12 protein-coding genes are annotated in these 17,983 nt (G+C 69.0%); 5 read left to right on the plus strand and 7 right to left on the minus strand.

The genetic code is table 11. The annotated features are described in order from the left end of the window. Positions 1-104 precede the first annotated feature (104 nt). From gspG to D8I30_RS00835, 7 genes are all read right to left on the minus strand, one after another. Positions 105-584 (minus strand): type II secretion system major pseudopilin GspG, encoded by a 480-nt coding sequence (gene gspG, locus D8I30_RS00805; protein ID WP_276118940.1) that lies wholly within the window; start codon positions 582-584, stop codon positions 105-107. 50 nt (positions 585-634) lie between these two features. Beyond that, positions 635-1,849, minus strand: a complete 1,215-nt coding sequence (gene gspF, locus D8I30_RS00810; RefSeq protein ID WP_121481042.1) for a type II secretion system inner membrane protein GspF — start codon at positions 1,847-1,849, stop codon at positions 635-637. Continuing rightward, positions 1,849-3,342, minus strand: a complete 1,494-nt coding sequence (gene gspE, locus D8I30_RS00815; RefSeq protein WP_121481043.1) for a type II secretion system ATPase GspE — start codon at positions 3,340-3,342, stop codon at positions 1,849-1,851. The genes gspF and gspE overlap by 1 nt, the downstream gene beginning before the upstream one ends. Continuing rightward, a complete protein-coding gene (gene gspD, locus D8I30_RS00820) occupies positions 3,339-5,459 on the minus strand; it encodes a type II secretion system secretin GspD (protein WP_121481044.1) in 2,121 nt (706 codons plus the stop codon). Before gspD ends, gspE begins: the two co-directional genes overlap by 4 nt. Further along, positions 5,456-6,268, minus strand: coding sequence for a type II secretion system protein N (locus tag D8I30_RS00825; protein WP_240387275.1), 813 nt, complete (start codon positions 6,266-6,268; stop codon positions 5,456-5,458). The genes gspD and D8I30_RS00825 overlap by 4 nt, the downstream gene beginning before the upstream one ends. A gap of 250 nt (positions 6,269-6,518) precedes the next feature. Then, the gene (locus D8I30_RS00830) at positions 6,519-9,224 is read right to left on the minus strand and encodes a TonB-dependent receptor domain-containing protein (RefSeq protein WP_121481046.1); all 2,706 of its coding nucleotides are present in this window, start codon (positions 9,222-9,224) and stop codon (positions 6,519-6,521) included. 89 nt (positions 9,225-9,313) lie between these two features. Next, positions 9,314-10,822: a hypothetical protein gene (locus tag D8I30_RS00835; RefSeq protein ID WP_205570732.1), complete on the minus strand. Its 1,509-nt coding sequence runs from the start codon at positions 10,820-10,822 to the stop codon at positions 9,314-9,316. 314 nt (positions 10,823-11,136) lie between these two features. Between D8I30_RS00835 and D8I30_RS00840 the strand changes: the two genes are divergently transcribed. From D8I30_RS00840 to D8I30_RS00860, 5 genes are all read left to right on the plus strand, one after another. Further along, entirely contained in the window at positions 11,137-12,561 is a 1,425-nt protein-coding gene (locus D8I30_RS00840) for an amino acid permease (protein WP_121481048.1), read from the plus strand. 237 nt (positions 12,562-12,798) lie between these two features. Beyond that, the gene (locus D8I30_RS00845; RefSeq protein ID WP_121481049.1) at positions 12,799-14,967 is read left to right on the plus strand and encodes a TonB-dependent receptor; all 2,169 of its coding nucleotides are present in this window, start codon (positions 12,799-12,801) and stop codon (positions 14,965-14,967) included. A 66-nt stretch (positions 14,968-15,033) separates the two neighbouring features. Further along, positions 15,034-16,182, plus strand: a complete 1,149-nt coding sequence (locus D8I30_RS00850; protein ID WP_121481050.1) for a hypothetical protein — start codon at positions 15,034-15,036, stop codon at positions 16,180-16,182. A gap of 15 nt (positions 16,183-16,197) precedes the next feature. Then, positions 16,198-16,596 carry a nuclear transport factor 2 family protein gene (locus D8I30_RS00855; protein WP_121481051.1) on the plus strand — a complete coding sequence of 133 codons (399 nt, stop codon included), beginning with the start codon at positions 16,198-16,200 and terminating at the stop codon, positions 16,594-16,596. Between the two features lie 43 nt (positions 16,597-16,639). After that, positions 16,640-17,968 (plus strand): spinster family MFS transporter, encoded by a 1,329-nt coding sequence (locus D8I30_RS00860; protein WP_121481052.1) that lies wholly within the window; start codon positions 16,640-16,642, stop codon positions 17,966-17,968. The last annotated feature ends 15 nt before the right edge of the window (positions 17,969-17,983 follow it).

The raw sequence follows: 17,983 nt of genomic DNA on the forward strand, positions 1-17,983 counted from the left end.
GCGCGCCTCGGGCCCGCGCTGCTTGAGCGAGTTGTCGTGCGCTACCGCTCGCCGCTCGGCGGCTGCCTATTTGAGCGCGTTGTGCGCGCGCCGATCGAGCCCGATCAGCCCTGCCAGTTGCCGATGTCGGCGTCATTTCCCTCGCCCCCTTCCTGGCCGTCGGCGCCGAAGGACCAGATATCGAACTGGCCGCCATGCGCGCTGCGACGGCGGTATTGGTAAGGGTTGCCCCACGGGTCTTCCGGCAGGCGGCGGACATAGCCGCCCTGGCGATAGCGTTCCGGCCGCGCCAGATCCGCGGGCGGCGCGGTCAGGGCCTTCAGCCCCTGCTGGTCCGTGGGGAAGGTCAGGTTGTCGAGGCGATAGGTCTCCACCGCCTGTTCCAGCACCGAGATGTCGGCCCGCGCCTTGCCGACCATGGCCTTGTCCTGACTGGGCAGGACGTTGATCGCCACCACCGTCGCCAACAGGCCGATGATGACGATGACCACCATTAGCTCGACAAGGGTGAAGCCTTGTCGTGCGCTACCCCTCGCCGCGCGGCGGCTCGCTGCTTGAGCGCGTCGGGCGCGCGCCTTGGCGATGTGGCGCAAGCGTCGGGCGCAGGTCTCGAGAACGGACATCAATGCCTCTCTCACCCCAGGGCCAGGGTGTTGATCTGAAGGATGGGCAGCAGGATCGAGAGCACGATCACGGCCACGATCCCGCCCATGATCACGATGATCGCCGGCTCCAGAAGGCTGAGCATCACGGCGGTGAAGTTGGAGAACTCGCGCTCCAGATAGTCGGCTGCGCGCTCCAGCATGGGCTCCAGACGGCCGCTGCTTTCGCCGGACGCGGCCATGTAGACGAGGATGGGCGGGAAGACCTCGGCGCGGCGCATGGCGGCCGACAGGCCGCCGCCCTCGCGCACGGCCTCGGCCATCTGTTCGGTGGCGCGGCGCAGGGCGCGGTTGGAGACGGTGCGGGCGGTGATGGTCAGCCCCTCCAGCACCGGCAGGCCCGCCGCGATCATGGTCGACAGGGTGCGGGCCATGCGCGCCCCGTGCAGGTCGCGCGTCAGCCGACCGACCAGCGGCAGCCTCAGCACCCAGGCGTCCAGCCTCAGCCGCACCGCCTCGCGCCGCCTCGCGATCAACCCCGCGGCGACCACGGCCGCCAGCGTCAACAGGATCAGCCAGCCCCAGTCGCGCATCAGGTCCGACAGGCCGATGACCAGCCGCGTCAGCAGCGGCAGGGTCTGGCCCATGCTGTCGAACTGATCGACCACCTTGGGCACGATATAGGCCATCATGGCGACGATGACGCCCAGCGCCACCACCGCCAGCACGCACGGATAGACCAGCGCCGTCAACACCTTGCCGCGCACTTGTTCGTCCCGCTCCAGCCCGTCGGCCAGGCGTTCAAGGATGGGCTGAAGCGCGCCCGACTGCTCGCCCGCCGCCGTCATGGCGCGATACAGCGGCGGAAAAGCCGCGCCCTGCTGGCCCATGGCGTCGGACAGGCGCCGCCCCTCGATCACCCCGGCGTGGACGCCTTCCAGCACGCGGCGGACATTGGGCCGGTCGGCCTGAAGCATCAGATTGCGCAGCGCCTCTTCCAGCGGAGAGACGGAGATCAGCGTCGCCAGTTGCCGCGTGGTTAGCGCCAGCGTCTTGGGCGACAGGCGCCCGACCTTGCCGACCTTCGAAGGCGCGGCGACCGCGCCCGAACGACCGGCCGTCAGTTGCAACGGGGCCAACTGGCGCTTCGCCAGCGCCTTGCGCGCAGCCGCCTCATCGGCGGCAGTCACGGAGCCGCTGACCGTCCGCCCGGCCGCGTCGGCGGCGATGTAGTCGAAAGCCGCCATCAGGCCGCGACCTCTTCGGCGGCGGTCTCCTGACGCGCCACGCGCAGGGCCTCCTCGACCGAGGTGACGCCCTCCAGCACCAGCGCCCGCGCCCGGTCGGCCAGCGTCCCGCCGCGCGCGAAGGCGGCGTCGAACACCGCGTCCTCATCGGCGCCCGAGGCGATCAGGCGACGCAACTTCTCGTCCACCGCCAGCGTCTCATAAAGGCCGATCCGCCCGACATAGCCGGTCGAACCGCAGTCGGCGCAGCCGTGCGGCCGCCAGACCCGCACGCCTCCCTCGGCCCCGATCAGGCGCGCCGTCGCCTTGTCCGCCGTCTCCTCGATCCGGCAGTGCGGGCACAGGCGCCGCACCAGCCGCTGCGCCACCACCAGCCGCAGGGTCGAGGCCAGCAGGAAGGGCTCGACCCCCATGTCGCGCAGCCGCGTCACGGCCCCGGCCGCATCATTGGTGTGGACCGTCGACAGAACCAGATGGCCTGTCAGCGAGGCTTGAACGGCGATGGCCGCCGTCTCCGTGTCGCGGATTTCGCCGACCATGACCACGTCCGGGTCCTGACGCAGGATGGCGCGCAGACCGGCGGCGAAGGTCATGCCGACCTTGGGGTTCACCTGCGTCTGGCCCACGCCCTCCATGGCGTATTCAACCGGGTCTTCGACCGTCAGGATGTTGCGCGAGCCGTCGTTCAGCAGCGACAGTCCGGCATAGAGGCTGGTCGTCTTGCCCGAGCCGGTCGGCCCGGTCACGAGGATGATGCCGTTCGGCTCGGCCAGCGCATGGCGGAAGGCCTCCAGCGCCGCCGGGTCCATGCCTAGACGGTCCAGCGTCAGCCCGGCCTGATCCTTGTCCAGAATCCGCAGCACCACCCGCTCGCCCGCCCGCGACGGCAGGGTCGAGACGCGCACGTCCAGCGACTTGCCGCCCAGCGTCAGGGGAATGCGCCCGTCCTGGGGTTTGCGCTTCTCGGCGATGTCCAGCCGCGCCATGACCTTGATGCGCGACACCAGCAGCGGCGCCACGCGCGGATTCAGGCTCAGCGCCTCGCGCAGCACCCCGTCCACCCGCATCCGCACCAGAAGGCGCGTCTCATAGCTTTCCAGATGCACGTCCGAGGCGCCGATGCGGGCGGCCTCAGCGATGACGCCGTTGATCAGGCGGATGACTGGCGCGTCGTCCGTGGCGTCCAGCAAGTCCGCCGCCGCCGGAATGTCATCCACCAGACTGTCCAGCCCCACCGGCAGGGACAGGTCGTCGCCGTCGGCCGCCGTCAGTTGCTCTCCCGCATAGACTTCCGACAGCTTGCGGTCGAAGGCGGCGGCGCTCAGCGGCGTCGCCTCCAGCGGGCGGCCCAGCGCGCGGCGCGCCTCGACCAGCGCCAGAGGGTCTGCGCCCTCGCGCACCCCCACCGCCATCACTTCGCCCGCCGCCAGCAGCAGGACGCCGTGCGTCTTGGCGAAGCCGTAAGGCAGGCGTGGATCGACGACGGTGATCACCGGGCGCCCCCCGACACCGGCGGCAGCGGCCGGGCCGCGACCGGCGCGACAGGGGCGATGACCAGCGGCTCTCCCGCCGCCGGAGCCGCAGGCGGCTGGGCCTGCATATAGTCGCGCAACAGGGCGTCGAGGCTCGGCTCGCGATCGGGATGAACTCTCTGCTGCTCGCCGCGCATATAGCCCCAGCGGTCCGCCGCCAGCCCCTGCGCGTCCGCCGTGGTGCGCAATATGGTCGGGCGCAGGAAGACCATCAGATTGGTCCGCCCCCGCTCGCGGCTGGTCGAGCGGAACAGGACGCCGACGCCCGGAATGTCGCCCAGACCGGGCACCTTGCTGACCTCCAGCCGGTCGTTCTGATCCAGCAGGCCGCCCGCCACGGCGATGTCGCCGTCATCGACGACCAGCGTCGTCTCCAGCTCGCGCTTGTCCAGGATCAGGTCGTTGGCGCCGCTGGTCAGCAGGCCGTTGATGCTCGACACCTCCTGCCGCAGCGTCAGGGTGATGGAGCCGCCTGCGTTGATCTGGGGCCGCACCGTCAGGCGCACCCCGATATCCTTGCGCTCGGTCGTGGTGAAGGGGTTGGAGTTGCCGTCCAGAATGGTCTGGCCAGTGGTGATCGGCACCTCCTGCCCGACCAGGAAGGTCGCCTCTTCGTTATCCAGCGTCATGATCGACGGAGTCTGCAGCAGGTTGGAGCCCGCGTCCGTCTTGGCCGCGTTGATGATGAAGCCGAACAGGCCGTCGCCCCACTTGCCGCCCGCCCCGCCGACGAAGCCGTTGGCGCCCAGCAGGCTGTTCAGGGCCAGGTTCTGCAGCCGCTCGCGCAGGGGATCGTCCTTGTCGAGTTGGCCCGCCGCCGCCCCGCCCGCGAGGGGAACCAGCGGCGCGGCGCGATCGGAATAGTTGGTCAGGCCGACGCCCTGCTCGCCCGCTAACAGCCACTGCACGCCCAGATCGCGCACGGCCTTGTCGCTCAGCTCCACGACGATGGCCTCGATCAGCACCTGCTGGCGGCGCACGTCCAGTTGGCGGATCACCTCGGTCAAGGTGCGTTGCAGGTCCGCCGGGCCGGAGATGACCAGGGCGTTGGCGCCGGGGAAGCGGGCGATCGTGGCGCGCTGTCCGGTGGCGGTCACCGTGGTCGAGCCGATCGACCCGCTGTCAGCCTCGCCCGTCGTGGTCAGGCCGCCCTGTCCCATGCCGCGGGTCGTATTGGTCGCCCCGGCGCGGGCGGTGCGCAGGCGCGGGGACGAGGTCGCCGCCGCATCGGCCGGCTGGCCCACGATCTGTTGCAGCACGGGCAGCAACTGCTCGGCGTCAGCGTGCTCCAGGAAGACGACGTTGACGTCCTGACTGGCCCGCGCGCGTCCGTCCAGGTCGGCGATCAGGCCGCGCACCCGCGCCAGCGCCTGACCATCGCCGCGCAGGACCAGGGCGTTGGAGCTTTCGACCGGGGTGATCGTCACCAGACCCGGCCCGCCGGGGCCGCCCGTCACCTGTTGCAGCACGCCCGCGATCTCGCGCGCCGAGGCGTTCTCCAGCGCCACGACCTCATAGGCGGAACGGTCCACGTCGATGCGGCCGACCAGCGCCCGGATGCGCGACAGATTGTCGGCGAAGTCGGCCACCACCACGCTGTTGGCGCCGGGATTGGCCAGCACCTGCCCCTGCGCCCCGACCAGCGGCCGGATCGTCTCGGCGGCCGAGGCGGCGTCGATGTGGCGAAGGGTGAAGACCTCGGTCGAGAACCGCTCGGCGCCGACCGTGGCCGGGCCCTGCGCCGCGCCCTGGGCCGGACTGATGCGATAGGCGCCCGACGACGTCGGCGCCACCACCAGACCATTGGCCCGCAGCGTCGACAGGAAGACCTCGAACAGCTGGGCGCGGGTCAGGGGGCGCGGACTGGACACCGTCACCGTGCCCGTCACCGCCGGATCGACGATGAAGGTGCGGCCGGTGGTGCGCGCCACATCCTGCACGAAGGCGCGGATGTCGGCGTTCTGGACGTTCAGCGTCTGGCGCGCCTCCTGGGCCATCACCGGCGCGGCGGCCAGCGGCTGGGCCGCCAGGACGGCGGCGAGAACGCCGGTGAGCAGGGAGCGGTTACGGGCCTTCATGGGCGCGTCCTTACGGTGGTGGAGCGGACTTGGCCGTCGCGCTCGAACTGGATCTGGGCCGAGGGGGCGTCGGCCAGCTGGCCGCGCAGGGCGGCGATGGCCTGCGGGCTGTTCAGGGTCGTGCCGTTGACCGACAGGATGACGTCGCCTGAGCGCAGGCCGGCGTTGCGCAACTCGCCCCCGTCGCCCGAGGCGGAGACCGTCAGGCCGTTGACGCCGAGGCCTTTGATGCGCGGACGCAGGCCCGCCTGGGCGATCAGACGTTGGGGGTCGACCACCACGCCCTCGGCCGAAGCCGCTTCTGGCGCAGTCACGGCGGGTTGCGCCGCCGCTACAGGCGCAACGGGCGCTACGCCTGAGGCCAAGTCGGGAAAATCGAGACGGAACGGCGCGCCGCCGCGCGACAGCATGACGTGGTCGGGCGCGACGGCGTTCAGGGTGAGCCCCGGCTCAAGCTCTTCGCCCGCGCCGACCGAAACCTGGCGGCCGTCGGCCAGGCCTATGATGGCCGAGCCGCCGCCCGCGCCGTCCGCGCGCACGCCGAACAGGGTCAGGCCGCCGCCATCCGATGGCGTGGCCTCGGCCCCGCCCCCGCCGTTTCGGAAGAAGGCGTCGAAGCGCGACAGCACGCCCAGGTCGACCTCCGGCAGAGGCCGCGCCTGCGTCGCTTGCGGCGTCGGCGCGGCAAATAGCCAGATCAGCCGCCCGCCCTGCACCAGAAGAAGAAGGATCAGCGCCGCCTCGACCACGCGCCGCAGGGGGGGACGGCGAAGGGACAGGCCGCCCTTGCCCAACGAAACGGCGCTCAATTTGCGAAGGCCAGCGAGCAAGGAAAACATCCCCAACGGCCTCTCGCGGCCGCCTCGCCTCCCTAGGCGGATGCTCCGTACCCGGCTCGCTCCGAACCATGACAGCGTCGAGAAGTTGTCACGACACATGAAGCGGGTTCAGATGAAATGATGCGCAACCGTCACCCACCACGCCCGCCTATAGAGAGGCAATAAAAAGCCGGGAGACCGCTGAGGGCCTCCCGGCTCAAATGTCAGGCGCGGTCCGCGCCTAGAAACGCGCGGTCAGGCTGACCGAGGCGCTCTGGCCCAGGTCGTACTGGTTGATGCGGATCCGGTTGCCCTTCTCCTGATACTCCTCAAAGTCCGTCCCGAGCAGGTTGCGCAGCTCCAGGGCGAAGCCCAGGTCGCGGCCCTTCACGGTGAAGTCCTTGCGATAGACGAAGTCGAGGAAGGCGCCCGGCTCCTGCACATAGTCGGGCTCGCGCACCGTGCCGATGCCCGCGCCGCGCGCAGTGGTCCGCTCCGAGACGTAGTTCAGGATCAGCGTGGCCTGCGATCGGGCCGTATCGTCTTCCCAGCCCAACTGCAGGTTGGCGACGTGCGCCGACTGGCCTTGCAGGCGGCTGCCGTCCTGGATGAAGACCAAGGCCTGCTCAGGCTGACCGCCGCCGCCCAGCGTCAGGACGGTGTCGCCCGCGCCGACAGACACCTCAGAGTCCGACCAGGTGTAGTTGGCCTGCACCAGCCAGCGCTTGTTGGAGATGAAGGCCGCCTGATCGGCGAACTCGAAGTATTTCTTCACCTCGGCCTCGACGCCCATGACGGTCGCTTCCGGGGCGTTCAGGAAGGACTGCTGGCGCTGGTTGCCGACGTCGACGATCACGGCTTCGACCGGCTTGTCGAGCTTCTTGTAGAAGACGCCCGCCGTGACGAACTGCTGGCGGCCGAAATACCATTCCCAGCGTGCGTCCAGGTTCAGGATCTCGGTGTCCGTCAGATACGGGTTGCCGATGAAGACCCGGTCGCTTTCGGGATCGGTGTAGGCCTGGGGCGCCAGTTCGCGGAACTGCGGACGGCCGATGGTCTTGGACGCGCCGAAGCGCAGCTGCTGATCCTCGGTGAAGTTCCAGGTCGCGGTGAAGGACGGCAGCCAGTACTGCTCGTCGATCTCGGTGGCGTCGAAGGCCGCCGCCCCGCCGAACAGGTCGCGCGGGCTCACGCTCTGCTGGCCGTCCTCGAAGCGGACGCCGAAGGTGGTGCGCACGGTCGGCACGAACTCGGCGTCGACCATGGCGTAGATCGCATTGACCTTGAGGTCGGCGTCATAGGCGTTGGCGCCGTTCGAGCCGGCGATCTCGCGCAGCTGCAGCGTCCACGGATTGATGTTGTAGTCCGAGAACAGATAGTCGATCCGCGCCTGGCGCTGGCTGTTGCTCAGGCCGTTGACGGCCTCGAACTGCAGGTCGTGACGCTCGGCCGAGCGGGTGTTGTCCAGGGTCGAGGCGCCGACGCTGACGGTCGCCTCGCGGCCCGCCGCCATCGGCAGCTTGTAGGCCAGGTCCACGCCGCCGGACCAGATTTCGTCGTCCAGCTCGCTGAACGAGATCTGGTTGCCCTGGACGTTGTGGATGAAGCGGTCCTGGGCGTCGACGCCGTACTGGAAGCGCGATTCATAAGGGGCGTCGCGCGAGGTCTTGGCGTAGGCCGCGCGCCAGTCCAGCTTCCACGCGCCATCGGCGCCGAAGTAGTGCTCGCCCGCCAGTTGGCTGGTGAACAGCTGGCGCACGAACCACTCGGTGTGGTCGTTGCGGATCACGCTGCCGCCGGCGTCGAAGTCCGGCCCGGCCGAGGTGCGTGCGCGCTTGGTCGTGGTGCGAACGTAGAGGTTGGTCCACTTCACCTCGTGATCGTCGGTCGTCAGCGACAGACCGCCCAGGAAGTTCAGGCGCACGTCGTTCTGGTTCGACTCGACGTCGAAGGTCGACACCGGCACCAGGTCGTCGCCCTGGAACTGGCCCTCTTCCTGGATCGCCTGACGGGTGCGCCAGGAGTTGTCGTAACCGGCGACGGCGATGACGCCCAGGTCGCCGATCCCGGTCGGGGTGCGGAAGCCGCCCGCCAGCTCCAGGCTGCCGTCGACGGGCGTCTGCTGACGCTGCATCAGGCGCAGCGGCGCATTGACCAGCGACCGGCCCATGGCCTGAACTTCATCGGCCGAGAAGTTGGCCAGGTTGATCTGCTTGCCGGCGCGGAAGGCCTGGTCGATCAGGCCCGGAACCTCGCGCGTGTTGTCGTCGAAGCCGGTCCAGTCCGTGTCCGAACCGTAATAGACGAGGTTGTCGCGGCCGGTCGTCTCAGTGTTGCCGCCGACGCCCGCCTTGAAGGTCAGGAAGGGCTCGGCCGGGGCGTCCACTGTGCGCAGGTCGATGACCCCGCCGCCGAACTCGCCCGGATAGTTGGGGGAATAGGACTTCTGGACCGTCACGCCCGCCAGGATGCTGGACGGGAACAGGTCCAGCGGCACCACGCGCTGCAGCGGCTCGGGACTGGGCAGCGGCGAGCCGTTCAGCAGGGCCGAGGAATAGCGCTCGCCCAGGCCGCGCACATAGACGAAGCGGCCTTCGACGATCGACAGGCCGGTCACGCGGGTCAGGGCGGCCGCGGCGGTGGAGTCGCCGGTGCGCTGCAGGTCTTCCGACGTCAGGAAGGCGGCCACCTCGGCGCTCTGACGGTTCGGTTGCGGGATGTTGCGGCCCAGGACGACGATGTCGCCCAACTGGGTCGCCGGGGTCTGGGCGACCTGTTCGGGGTCGTTGGCCGGATCGGCGGTCAGGTCGCTGTTCAGTTCATTGCTCAGGGCCACGGCGGCGGCGGGCGTCGCGGCTTGCGCCAGGGCCAGGCTGGGCGCGCCGAAAGCGGCGACGAGGGCGCTGCTGGCCAGCAGCACCCCGTTACGGGTCAGGGTCTTCTTCATGTTCGGCTGCCTTGCGAAGGACGAGAGAGGCTGGACGCTCAAAGGGTCGGCGGCGGCCCTTTCGGACCGCCGCCTCGCCAGAGGGTTCATCAGCACTTCGAGTTGGCCGTCAGGCCGCAGGTCCAGCCCTGCCACCAGGTGTCCGAGGCGTTCTTCACGGCGCCGATGTAGTCGGTGTCGGTGAAGGCCGAGTGGACGGCGGAGGCCTTGACTGGGGTCACGGCGGCTTCGTTGGCGCCGTTGATGAAGGTCAGGACCTGGTTGGTGATGGTCACGCCCGAGGTCGGCGCCGTCAGGGTCGAGGTCCCCAGGGCGGTGTTGCCGGTCCCCGCCGTGAAGGTCGTCTGCGAACGGGCCGCGTTGTTCGGGCGGTAGGAGATGCCGCAGGACATGAAGACCGAGTTGAACAGCGGGTTCACGCTCGCGGTGTCGGCGTCGGCGATGTCCAGGCAGCCGGCCAGCGAACCGGCCGCGCTGGTGAAGACCGAGTTGACGACGGTCGCCTTCGTGCCCGTGTCGAAGTGGGCGACGGTGTGGGCGTCGGTCGGCGAGTTGCGGCCCACCAGGGTCCAGTTGGCGATCTTGGGCTGGGAGTTGTAGCGCTGGGCCAGCGGCGTCGAGGCCGGGGCGGCCGAGAACTCGAACCCGGCCGAGCGGCTGGTCGCGTTCGGGGCGCGCTGGGTCACGATGCCGAACTGGGCGCCGCCGCGCCAGCCGGTGTCGGTGTCGAAGGCGTCGTCGTCGGCGCCGTTGATGACGATGTGCTTCAGGTTGACGTTGCCGCCGAAGATTTCGATGCCGTCGTCCGACGAGTTGAAGGACTGAACGTATTCGATGGTGGTGCCCGCGCCGACGCCGGCCAGGGTCAGGGCTTGCAGTTCGTTCCCGGTCGAGATTTCAAAGCCCGAATAACGGATCTGGACGTAACGCAGACGGCCCGAGTTGTCGTTGGCGTTGCCGCCGCCGTAGAAGGCGTTAGTGCCCTCGACCTGGCCGGTGCAGGTGACCGGGGCGGTCAGCTGGCAGTTGGCCTGGGGCGCGCGGCCGGCGATGACGATGCCGCCCCACTGACCTTGCGAGGTCTCGGTCGTCGTGCCTTCGACGTTCTGACGGCTGGTGAAGATGATCGGCTGGGAAGCCGTGCCTTCGGCGTAGATCTGCGAGCCGCGGTTCACCAGCAGATAGTCGCCGCCGCCCGAGGCGAAGATCGTCACGCCCGGCTCGACCGTCAGGATTCCTTGCGTGCCGGCATTGGCGGAGGCGTCGACGCCGCCGTCGGTGCCCACGGCCGTGCGGCCCGAGATCGAGTAGATGGTGCCGGCGCGCAGCGGCACGGTCAGCGAGCCGTTGATCTGCTGCGGCAGCTGGCAGTTGCGCAGCGTGCCGTTGGCGATGGTGCCGACGTTGGCGAAGCCCGTCGGACAGTCCGCCGCGGCCTGGCCGTTGCCGGGATTGCCGCCGCCGCCGCCGTTGCCGCCGCCGTTGCCGCCGCCGAAATTGCCCTCGCCGGGCGAGGCCACCTCGGCCGAGCCGCCGCAGGCCGCCAGGGCGAGCGCGCTGGCCGCCACGGCGAGCAGGGATTTGAAGCTGCTGGTCATCGTCATTCCACCGGTCTGGTCAAAGGATGCGACAGGTGGCGGCCGATCCGTCCGGATGGCTTCTGGGTCCCTCCTGCCCGGCGGCATGGATAGCGACTGTGCACGCCGAAGCTTGCGCGCTTCAGTGACGGATCGGCTTAGGTTTCTTGCCGGTTTGTCTCCGCTCTCGTGACAGATGTTCCGGCGACGGAGCGTGACGGCGGGATGCGCCCAGGTCCGCAAAGCCAACGCTTGTATCTGGACCGCGTCTGTCGCAACACGGCGCGCCGGGCTCCCCGACCGGCCGAGAACCCCAAGGAAGAACAGGATACCGGATGGGCGGTTGGAACGTGCGTAAACGCATCACTGTCAACGCGCAGGAGCGCGGGCTCGCCCGCAGTCTCAGTTGGCCGCACCTGGTGGCCATGGGCGTCGGCGCCATCGTCGGCACCGGCATCCTGACCCTGATCGGCATCGGCGCCGACAAGGCCGGCCCCGCCGTGCTTCTGTCCTTCCTGATCGCCGGCTTCGTCTGCGCCTGCGCCGCCCTGGCCTACGCCGAAATGGCCACCACCATCCCGGCCTCGGGCAGCGCCTACACCTACAGCTACGTCGTTCTGGGCGAGGTCGCGGCCTGGGTCATCGGCTGGAGCCTGATCCTGGAATACAGCCTGGTGGTCAGCGCCGTGGCGGTCAGCTGGTCCGGCTACGCCGCACCCCTGCTGCACGACTGGCTGGGCCTGCCCATGGCGCTGATGCAGGGGCCGCACGCGGGCGGCGTGGCCAATCTGCCGGCCCTGTTCATCATCGTGGTCATCGGCGGCATGCTGATCATCGGCACGCGCAAGAGCGCCACGCTGAACCTGGTCCTGGTAGTCATCAAGCTGTCGGCCCTGGCCCTGTTCGTCTGGTTCGCCCTGCCCCACTTCAACGCCGCCAACCTGGAGCCCTTCAGCCCCTACGGCTTCGCCCGTCACATGGGCGACGACGGCGTCGAACGCGGCGTAATGGCGGCGGCGGCCATCATCTTCTCGGCCTTCTACGGTTTCGACGCCATCGCCACGGCGGCCGAGGAGACCCGCAATCCCAAGCGCGACCTGGCCATCGGCATCGTCGGCTCCATGCTGGCCTGCGCCGCCATCTATACGGTGATCGCCATGGCGGCCCTGGGCGCGACCAGCTTCACCAGCTTCGCCAACAGTCCCGAGCCCCTGGCCCTGATCCTGCGCGAGATCGGCCAGCCCGGCGCCGCCCACTTCCTGGCGGTAACGGCCGTGCTGACCCTGCCGACCGTGATCCTGGCCTTCTTCTACGGCCAGAGCCGCATCTTCTTCGTCATGGCGCGCGACGGCCTTCTGCCGCACGGCCTGTCGCGCCTGTCGCCCAAGGGCGCGCCGGTGCGCATCACCCTGTTCACCGGGGCCGTCGTCGGGGCCATCGCCCTGTTCTTCCCGCTGGACGAGATCGTCGCACTGGCCAACGCCGGCACCCTGGTGGCCTTCAGCGCGGTGGCGCTGTGCATGCTGATCCTGCGCCGGCGCTCGCCCGAGCTGCAGCGCGGCTTCCGCACGCCCCTGGCCTGGATCATCGGCCCCATCGCCATCGGCGGCTGCCTGTATCTGCTGGCCAGCCTGCCGCAGAAGACCCAGCTGTGGTTCCTGATCTGGAACGTGGCCGGGGTGGCCGTCTATCTGCTCTATGGTCGCCGCTTCAGCGTCGCGCGCCGCCAGAGGGACGCGGACGAGTCGAACGTGGACTGATCGCCGGATGTCGACGGAGGGCCGCGTCTGATCACGCGGCCCTTGGTCGCCCGCGCGCGCCGTGCGGCGGCCGCCTTTCGCTCGTGCCGCAAGGGTTCGGGGGCTCGGCACGGCCGCGGACAGAATGACTTTTTGGTCAAATTTGTTACCTTTCTCGTCAGATTGTTTGACAAGATAGAGATCTGCTGCGCCAATCCTTCCATCTCGCATTCAGAACGAGAACACGGAGGGATCAACATGAAATTCTCACACTGGCTCAAGTGTAGCGCGGCCCTGGCCGTCGTCGGCGCCTCGCCCGTCATGGCGCAGGAAGCCCCTGCCACGGACACCCCGGCCGCCGCCGTCGCCGACATCGTCGTGACCGCCCAGCGCCGCGAACAGCGACTGCAGGACGTGCCCCTGGCGGTCAGCGCCTTCAGCATGGAATCGCTGGAGGACGGCAAGGTCGAGAGCCTGCTGAACCTGGACGGCAAGGTGCCGAACGTGGTCCTGGCGCCGGTCGGCGCCTACCCCTTCGCCAGCGCCTTCTACATTCGCGGCCTGGGCTATTCCGACGTCGAATCGAGCTTCGAGCCCTCCGTCGGGGTCGAGCTGGACGGCGTCTATCTGTCGCGCAACGTCGGCGCGGTTCAGGACTTCTTCGACATCGGCGGCGTCACCATCCTGCGCGGGCCGCAGGGCACGCTCTACGGCCGCAACACCATCGGCGGCGTGGTTAGCGTCCAGTCGCGCCGTCCGTCGTTCGATTTCGGCGCGCGCGGCCAGGCCACCTTCGGCTCCAACGGCCGCCAGGAGTTGCGCGCCGGCGTCGAGGGCGCCCTGATCGAGGACCAGCTGGCGGGGAAGTTCTCGCTCCTGACCAAAACCTATGACGGCTACGTCAAGAACGATGACGGCCGGGACATGGGCGCCCAGGACGTGCTGTCGATGCGCGGCGCCCTGCTGTGGCAGCCGACCGCGACCTTCGACGCCACCCTGATCGTCGACTACACCAAGGACAAGGGCACGGGCGCCGCCTTCGAGAACGTCAGCCTGCCCCACATGGTCCTGCCGGCCTTCGGCGAGCCGGCCGACACGGACGGCGATCCCTTCCTGAGCCATGTCGGCGACGACATCTTCTCGGACCTGGAGGCCCTGGGCGTCACCCTGAACGCCAACTGGGACCTGGGCCCGGTCAAGCTGACCTCCATCACGGGCTACCGCAAGACCGACACCGAGGTGCTCAGCGACTTCGACGCTACGCACACGCCCTTCATGACCGTCCACCGCGACGAGACCCATGACCAGTTCAGCCAGGAATTCCGCCTGAGCTCGAACACCGAGGGCCCGCTGACCTATGTGATCGGCGCCTACTACATGACCCAGGAATACGACATCGCCACGGCTCAGTACGGCCTGGTGTTCGGCGGCCCCACGGCCGGCTCGACGATCTACACCAGCCAGAAGGCCGACTCCTGGGCCATGTTCGGTCAGGCCGACTATGAGGTCCTTCCGGGCCTGACGCTGACGGCGGGCGGCCGCTACAGCAAGGAAAAGAAGAGCTTCACCACCCAGCCGCTCTTCTATCCGAACGCCCAGACCTTCGACGCCAGCTTCGACGACTTCTCGCCCAAGCTGGGCGTCAGCTACAAGTGGTCGGACACGCTGATGACCTACGCCCAGTATTCGCGCGGCTTCCGCGCGGGGGGCTTCAACGGCCGGGCGGGCTCCTTCACGGCGGTCGGCCCCTATGACTCCGAGACCGTCGACTCCTATGAAGCCGGGGTGAAGAGCGACCTGTTCGACCGTCGCCTGCGCCTGAACGCCGCCGTCTTCACGACCAACTACAAGGACATGCAGCAAAGCGTCCAGCAGTTGATCCCCGGCACCCTGATCAACCAGACCCTGGTCGCCAACGTCGGCAAGGCCACCATCTCGGGCTTCGAGGCCGAGGCCACCGCCCTGCTGACCGACGTCTTCACCGTCACGGCCAGCGTCGGCTACCTGGACGCCGGCTATGACGAGTTCGTCGCCAACCTGGGCGACGGCCGGGGCACGATCGACCGCACCTATCTGCCGATGCCCTACACGCCCAAGTGGAGCAACAGCATCACCTTCAATTACAAGGATGATTTCGATTTCGGCCGGGTCACGGCCCAGGCCAGCGTGCGGCACATGACCGACATGTTCACCAGCTTCAACACGCTGAACACCACGACGGACCTGACCGTGCGCCAGGCCAACACCATCGTGGACGGCAGCCTGTCGCTGGAGCTGCCGGACGGCCGCTGGCGCGTGAGCCTGTGGGGCAAGAACCTGACCGACGAACTGGTGATCAACAACACCTTCGGGGTCGGGGCCCTGCTGGCCTCGAGGGTCTATCAACCCCCGCGCGAGATCGGTGTCGACCTCAGCCTGACGTTCTGACCACCGGGGGCCGGCGCCGCGAGGCCCGGCCCCTTTTTCATCCGCCCTTCGCCTTTTCGAGCCGCCATGACTTCCTCCTCCGAACTGATCGGACGGGCGCGCGAGTTGCTGCCCACGCTCAAGGCCCGCGCGGCCGAGACCGAGGCCCTGCGCCGCCCGCACGACGACACTATCCGCGACCTGATCGACGCCGGCATCGTGCAGATGCTGGTCCCCAAGCGTTGGGGCGGCGCCGAATCCGACCTCAAGACCATGTACGAGGTGGTCGATGTCCTGGCTCAGGGCTGCGTGTCCTCGGCCTGGATCGCCGCCTTCTACATCGGCCACAACCTCTACGCCGCCAAGCTGACGCCCAAGGCGCAGGACGAGCTGTTCGGCGCGCGGGGCTTCGTCCTGCTGCCGGCCGCGACCGCCCCGACCATGAAGGCCGAGCCCGTCGAGGGCGGCTGGCGGATCAGCGGCCGCGCGCCTTGGGGATCAGGCGTTATGCACGCCGACTGGGTCATGGTCTCGGGCATGACGCCGGAGAAGGCGCCGCGCAGCTTCGTCATGCCCGTCTCCGACGTGACCGTCGACGACGTCTGGCGCTTCACCGGCATGGCCGGCACCGGCTCGAACGACATCGTCGTGGACGACATCTTCGTGCCTGACTATCGCTCGCTGGACGGAGTGGACCTGCGCAAGGGACCGACGGACGGGACGGCGCTGTACGACAATCTCCTGTACGCCATCCCCCTGGTGCCCATGGCCTACGCCACCATCGTGCCGGTGCTGACCGGCGGACTGAAGGGAGCCCTGACCGCGTTCGAAAGCATCGTCGACCGGCGCGTGCGCAACTTCTCGGGCGACGTGGTCAAGGACCAGCAGCACGCCCACATCGTCATGGGCGAGATGCAGATCGCCACCCGCGCCGTCGACGTGCTCGGGCGCGCCCACATCGACCGCACCGAGGCCCTGGTGCAGACGGGCTTCACCACCGAGGACCGCATCGCCCTCAAGGGCTCGGCCGCCTATCTGGCGCGCACCGGACGCGAGGTGATGCAGGCCATGATGGCCAGCGCCGGCTCGTCCAACTATCACCATGACCAGCCGATCCAACGATTCTGGCGCGACCTGGCGACCGTCACGTCCCACGCCTTCTGGGACTGGGACATCGCCCGAGAACAGGTCGGCCGCCGCCACTTCGGCCTGCCGATCAGCCACCCCATCGTCTGAGCCGGAGCCGCCCCGATGACATTGCCCGACGACATCCTGGCCCTGGCGAACCGCTTCATCGAGGCCATCCAGGCCGGCGACCTCGAGTCGGTGAAGGACTGCTACCACCCCAAGGTCGAGGTCTGGCTGAACACGACCGGCGTCGCCGTGGACCGCGAAGCCAGCCTGGCCGTCCTCAGCGGCTTCGCCGCCAGAACGTCCGAACGACGCTATGAGGACCGGCGCCTGCGCCTTCTGACCGACGGCTATGTGCAGCAGCACGTGCTGCGCGCCGTGCACATTGCCGGGCCGGTCCTGACCCTGCCCGCCGTCCTGGTCTGCAAGGTCAGGGACGGTCGCATCGTCCGGCTGGAGGAATATTTCGACTCCGCCCCCCTGGCCGTCTGGCGCGCCCAGGCCGCCGCGGCCGCCTGATGCCTTTTCCTCCGTTCCAGTTCCAGTATTCAGGAGTTCGCGGATGACCGCCGCCTCGCCCCCCTCCGCCTCGCGCCCTCGCTACGCCGTCTACGTCGTCCTGGTCCTGATGGTCGCCTACATGCTGTCCTTCATGGACCGGGTGCTGATCAGCCTGATGATCGACCCCATCCGCACGGAACTGGGCCTGGGCGACACCCAGGTCGGCCTTCTGGTCGGCTTCGGCTTCGTGCTGCTCTATTCGATCATGGGCATTCCCTTCGGCGCGATCGCCGACAGCGGCAATCGTCGCAACCTGATGGTGGGCGGCGTTCTGGGCTGGAGCGCGGCCACCGCGGTCAGCGGCTTCGCCGGCGGCTTCATCAGCCTGTTGGCGGCGCGAGCCATGGTCGGCATCGGCGAGGCGACCCTGTCGCCGGCGGCCTATTCCACCATCGCCGACCGGTTCGAGAAGCGGAAGCTGGGTTTCGCCGTCAGCCTTTACAACATGGGCGTGTCCCTCGGCGGGGGCGTGGCCATGCTGTTCGGCGGCGTCCTGGTCGCCTGGGCCATGGCCACCGCCGTTCCTCTGCCCTGGGGCGAGTTGACGGGCTGGCGCCTGGCCTTCGTCGCCGTGGGTCTGCTGGGCGTGCCCCTGGCCGCCGTCATGCTGCTGACCGTGCGCGAGGCGCCGCGCCGCCAGGGCGGGATCAAGCCTCCGCCGTTGAGCGCCCTGTGGGCCCTGGCCATGCGTCACAAGGCAGCCTTCGCCGCCGTGGTGATCGGCTATTCCATCCTGGTCATCGCCGCCTATGGCGCCATGCTGTGGGCCCCCGTCCACTTCGCCCGCGCCCATGGCATGAGCCCAGCCCATCTCGGCCTGGCCTTCGGAGTCATCATCGGCCTGTTCGGCACTGTCGGCCTGGCTATCGGCGGCCTGCTGTCCGACCGCTCGGCCAAGCGCGGCCACCCGGACGCTCCGGTCCGCATCGTCCTGGCCTCGGCCGTCCTCCAGTTTCCGCTGATGATGGGCGCCTATCTGGCCAGCGACACCACCGTCGCCCTGGTTCTGGCGGCGGCGGGCATGGCCACCGTCTCGACCATAGGCGGCCTGCAGGCGGGCACGCTGCAGATCCTGACGCCCGCCTCCATGCGCGGGCGGATGACCGCCATCTATCTGCTGGTCGCCAACATGGCCGGCATGGGGCTAGGTCCGCTCGTCACCGGCTTCGTCAGCGAGCACCTGTTCGACGGCCCGACCAGCTTGGGCAAGGCCCTAGCCCTGGTGACGGCCGTGTCGCTGACCATCGGCGTCGCCCTGCTGCTGCTGGCCCGCAAGGCCATCATCGCCGCCGTCCTGGACAATGATCGCGCCGAGGCGGAAGCGGGCTGAGGGCCTGTCCCGATC

Origin of the sequence: Brevundimonas naejangsanensis (genome assembly GCF_003627995.1) — a bacterium.
GTDB lineage: Bacteria > Pseudomonadota > Alphaproteobacteria > Caulobacterales > Caulobacteraceae > Brevundimonas > Brevundimonas naejangsanensis_B.

Coding starts and splice junctions, on each gene's coding strand:
- D8I30_RS00860 (WP_121481052.1), top strand. CDS start 16,640: ATGACCGCCGCCTCGCCCCCCTCCGCCTCGCGCCCTCGCTACGCCGTC.
- D8I30_RS00855 (WP_121481051.1), top strand. CDS start 16,198: ATGACATTGCCCGACGACATCCTGGCCCTGGCGAACCGCTTCATCGAG.
- D8I30_RS00835 (WP_205570732.1), bottom strand. CDS start 10,822: ATGACCAGCAGCTTCAAATCCCTGCTCGCCGTGGCGGCCAGCGCGCTC.
- D8I30_RS00845 (WP_121481049.1), top strand. CDS start 12,799: ATGAAATTCTCACACTGGCTCAAGTGTAGCGCGGCCCTGGCCGTCGTC.
- D8I30_RS00850 (WP_121481050.1), top strand. CDS start 15,034: ATGACTTCCTCCTCCGAACTGATCGGACGGGCGCGCGAGTTGCTGCCC.
- gspF (WP_121481042.1), bottom strand. CDS start 1,849: ATGGCGGCTTTCGACTACATCGCCGCCGACGCGGCCGGGCGGACGGTC.
- D8I30_RS00830 (WP_121481046.1), bottom strand. CDS start 9,224: ATGAAGAAGACCCTGACCCGTAACGGGGTGCTGCTGGCCAGCAGCGCC.
- gspD (WP_121481044.1), bottom strand. CDS start 5,459: ATGAAGGCCCGTAACCGCTCCCTGCTCACCGGCGTTCTCGCCGCCGTC.
- D8I30_RS00840 (WP_121481048.1), top strand. CDS start 11,137: ATGGGCGGTTGGAACGTGCGTAAACGCATCACTGTCAACGCGCAGGAG.